The following is a 3,776-nucleotide window of genomic DNA, read 5'->3' as shown; positions in this document are numbered from 1 at the left end:
CAGGGAAGGCCAGCGCGTGGGCGATACTGGGATTGAACCAGTGGCCTCTACCGTGTCAAGGTAGCGCTCTCCCACTGAGCTAATCGCCCGAGTTTGTTCCGGTTTGGTGCCTTGTTGCTGAGGCGGAGGCGGGAATCGAACCCGCGTACAGGGCTTTGCAGGCCCTTGCCTAAACCACTCGGCCACTCCGCCAGGGAGGCCGGGACGGGCTTGACCTCTGACCTCACACACGCTCGAGCGGACGACGGGATTCGAACCCGCGACCCTCACCTTGGCAAGGTGATGCTCTACCAGCTGAGCCACGTCCGCGCGCCCCCGCCTCTCAGCGGGTGCAGGTAGCACTCTAGCGGACGATGCGGGGGATCGTCGAATGACCCGCCGTCTGCTGTGTCTGCGATGTGAAGTCTCTGTGTCGTTGCCTGTCCGCTGGCACCGGTTGCGCTTGCCGGTTGTCAAAACGTGCTGGTCGGGCCGCGTGCCGCGGGCCCGGGCGCCGGTAGCGTGATTCGGATGGACGGCGCGACTCGGGACAGCCCGGACCGTGGCCGGCAGGCCAGGCCGGGGGGTGTCTTCATCGGTGCTGGCAGGCCGGGGACGCAGGCCGTGGGCGGGCGGATGGAGGCGCGGCGCCGCCCGCGGTGGCGGCCGGGGTCCTTCATGGTCGCCGGTGGCCAGCTCGCGACCGGTGTGATCGACGTCACCGATGATCTGGCCGCGCTCGACCGTGCTGGCTTCTGGGGGGTTGTGGCCGACTTCGAGGGCGCGGCGCGGTGCGTGCGTTTCGCGGATGTCCGGCCCGCGCCCGCGCTGACGGCGATCGCGGGACGGCCGTGGCACGGCCCGCCCCGCGACGCGTGGACGAGCAGCCTGGACCGGGACGGCTATGTCGCCGGGGTGCGGCGTATCCGTGCCGAGATCGCCGCCGGTGAGGTCTATCAGGTCAACCTGTGCCGGGTGCTGTCCGTGCCGGTGGCCGTGGTGGGCGGTGAGGCGGTCGCGGCTCTCGGGGCGGCGCTGGCGCGCGGCAACCCGGCGCCGTACGCGGCCGTGATGTACGTCCCGGAGGCGGACATCCGAGTGCTCAGCGCGTCCCCGGAGCTGTTCCTGTCACGACGAGGTGACGTAGTGCGTTCGGGGCCCATCAAGGGGACGGGCCGGGTCGCGGCGGACCTGCTGGAGAAGGACATCGCCGAGAACATCATGATCGTCGATCTGGTGCGTAACGATCTGGGCCGGGTCGCCCGTCCGGGTGGGGTGAGCGTCCCGACGTTGTGCGCGCTTGAGAGCCATCCGGGGCTGGTGCATCTGGTGTCCACTGTCGAGGCGCGGCTGCGGCCGGGTGTCGGCTGGCCCGGGCTGTTCGCCGCGAGTTTCCCGCCCGGGTCGGTGTCGGGTGCTCCGAAACTGAGCGCCCTGCGGGTTATCCGGGAGCTGGAGCCGGCGGCGCGCGGGCCCTACTGCGGCGCGATCGGATGGGTCGACGCCGACCAGGGGCTGGGTGAGCTCGCGGTCGGCATCCGGACGTTCTGGTTCGCGGCCGGCCGGCTGTGTTTCGGTTCCGGCGCCGGAATCACCTGGGGGAGTGACCCGGAAGGAGAATGGCGTGAAACGGAGCTCAAGGCCGAACGGCTACTGAGGATCTGTTCGTCCGTCCCGACCTGACCGGGCCATTGGGTTCCTGACATGTTAAGCTCTGACCGGGCCATTGGGTTACAGCGTCGTTGGTTGCCGCACGGAATTACCCGTGGCATTCCCTGAGACGATCCGCGGCCTGATGTGACCTGCGGCTGGGATGAGCTGCCCATGACTGACGGCGTCCACTGGAGACGCCGTCCGGTCTGGTCCCGATTCGTGTGCCGGACGGTTTTCCGTGCGATGGTCGGGCTACGGGCAGCCGACCGCCGGGCGGTCCTGCCCGGCTGACAGGGCACGTCGGCCACCTGGAGGATCTGCGGAGATCCGCGGGATCCGCGTTGCCGGGCGTCCTGGGGTGGTCAGGCGCGGTCAGGCCGGGACGACACCGGGTGCCCCGGCCTGGGCGATGTCACGTCTGCGGGCCGCCCCAGATGAGCAGCGCGAGCTCCGCGTCCAGATCGACGACTTCGCTTTCCCCACCGAGAGGCACCACCGAGTAGGTGCGGCGCAGGAACGACAGCACCTCGGACCGAGGCATCTCGAACAACGCGTGGCCGGAAGGACTGGACAGCGACAGGCAGACAATCCGCCCGCCGGACTGGGCCGCCGGCCACACCTGCACATCGCCGTCGCCGGCCGGTCGCCGGACGCCGTCGCTGAGCAGCTGGCGGGCGAACGTCCACTCGACAACCTCGTCCGCGCCGGTACGGAACCCGATGCTGACCGCGTAGGGATCCGCCGGTTCGTAGCGCATCGTCGCCGCCACCGGGACGGGCGCTCCACCAGGAACGACAAGCCGAAGTGCGAGTTCTGCTGTGATGGAATCATGACGAATTGTCATCGGGCGGCCTCTCAGTGCTGCGGTGGTTCGGGCGAGCACCCGTGTAACGAGATGGTTCCCTCTTTGAGGCTCGTTGGAAACAAGGTTATGCGACTTGAACATCCGTTACGCCGGTTCGGGAGAGTTGCCCGGCATGGCGCAGGTACGCGGACCGCGACCGCCCGTCGGAGACGGCCGCGCAGCCCATCCGTGGCCGCCTGGGTCGGTGAGCGTCATGTGGCAGAACCCCCGTAGGTTGATTACCCTTCGTATTCGTATTGCAGGTGCTGTCGTGCCTGATGAGATGGGGTCTACCCCTCTCATGGCCGTCCCAATCGGGGCGAGTTGTGTTCGGATCGTGACCGACGAAACCTCGCTCCGCGAGCCCTGATGTGACCGACATCATGGGCCACACCGGACAGGCCGCACAGGGCCACGTGGCCCCGTCACCGCCTCCCCGCCAGCTCTCCCCGTCCTGTTGGGACGGCGTTGACAGCCGTCCCGTCCGACCTGCCCCAGCGGCGTAGTAAGCTTCATCCGTCTCCGGGCGTATAGCTCAGTGGTAGAGCGCTGCCTTCACACGGCAGAGGTCCGTGGTTCGAAACCACGTACGCCCACGCGTTGGCCTTCCTTGCTCGCCGATCTTTGATCGGCTTCGCCGGGGGCGCGATGTCTGCCCGGGGGCCGAGCCCCCGGAGCCCCCACGGTCCTGGGGTGGGGTGGTCGCGGGACCCGCGATTGGTGGGGCGGGTCGGTCGGGTTTTCTTGGGGCTCGCCGCCCTCTGGGCGGCATCGGCGGGGTCGGACAGTCTTGACTGCTTGCCGCCCTCTGGGTGGCTTCGGTGGGGGCGTGATGTCTGCCCGGGGGCCGGGCCCTCGGAACCCCAGGGGCCTGGGGTGGGGTGGTCGCGGGACCCGCGATTGGTGGGGCGGGTCGGTCGGGTTTTCTTGGGGCTCGCCGCCCTTCGGGCGGCATCGGTGGGGTCGGTTGTGGCTGCTCGCCGCCCTTGGGCGGCTTCGCGGGGATGCGGTGTCTGTTCGGAGGCCGGGCCCTGGCCTCGCCGGCTTCGGCTGTTCGCCGATCTTTGATCGGCTTCGCTGAAGACTGTGGTGTCCGCCCGGGGTCGGCGCGTCTCTCTCAAAATCTGTCCAAAAGGTATAAAAGCGCCAGTCGTCTCTCAAGAATTCACCCTCGAGCGTCGGTCAAGTGGTGCGAATCCTGTTCGTAGTCACCCGTACGGGCCATGACTATCGCGAGTTTGTTGGGTACGCTTTTTGGTCGCGTCGGCGTACACAGTGACAAACTTGTGGCGATCTTCTT

General features: G+C 68.3%; 2 protein-coding genes and 4 tRNA genes. 2 read left to right on the top strand and 4 right to left on the bottom strand.

Going from position 1 to position 3,776, the window contains the following annotated elements; all coding sequences use genetic code 11:
* Positions 1-17: 17 nt before the first annotated feature.
* From NBW84_RS10125 to NBW84_RS10115, 3 genes are all read right to left on the bottom strand, one after another.
* Positions 18-89: transfer RNA gene (locus NBW84_RS10125), tRNA-Val, on the bottom strand.
* A gap of 31 nt (positions 90-120) precedes the next feature.
* Positions 121-192 (bottom strand) — tRNA-Cys (locus NBW84_RS10120).
* Between the two features lie 44 nt (positions 193-236).
* Positions 237-309 (bottom strand) — tRNA-Gly (locus NBW84_RS10115).
* A 306-nt stretch (positions 310-615) separates the two neighbouring features.
* Between NBW84_RS10115 and NBW84_RS10110 the strand changes: the two genes are divergently transcribed.
* The gene (locus NBW84_RS10110; RefSeq protein WP_250283916.1) at positions 616-1,662 is read left to right on the top strand and encodes a chorismate-binding protein; all 1,047 of its coding nucleotides are present in this window, start codon (positions 616-618) and stop codon (positions 1,660-1,662) included.
* Between the two features lie 382 nt (positions 1,663-2,044).
* Here the strand turns inward: NBW84_RS10110 and NBW84_RS10105 are convergent, their stop codons facing one another.
* Positions 2,045-2,476, bottom strand: coding sequence for an SsgA family sporulation/cell division regulator (locus NBW84_RS10105; protein WP_013873844.1), 432 nt, complete (start codon positions 2,474-2,476; stop codon positions 2,045-2,047).
* Positions 2,477-3,000: 524 nt separating this feature from the next.
* On the opposite strand from NBW84_RS10105, the gene NBW84_RS10100 reads away from it, so the two are divergent.
* Positions 3,001-3,072, top strand: a tRNA-Val gene (locus NBW84_RS10100).
* Positions 3,073-3,776: the final 704 nt, after the last annotated feature.

It is taken from the genome of Protofrankia sp. CiP1_Cm_nod2, assembly GCF_920664355.1.
GTDB lineage: Bacteria > Actinomycetota > Actinomycetes > Frankiales > Frankiaceae > Protofrankia.
This window is presented reverse-complemented; position numbering and strand designations above follow the sequence as displayed.

Excerpts from the sequence above, each read along its gene's own strand:
- NBW84_RS10110 (WP_250283916.1), top strand. The coding sequence starts at position 616 with ATGGAGGCGCGGCGCCGCCCGCGGTGGCGGCCGGGGTCCTTCATGGTC.
- NBW84_RS10105 (WP_013873844.1), bottom strand. The coding sequence starts at position 2,476 with ATGACAATTCGTCATGATTCCATCACAGCAGAACTCGCACTTCGGCTT.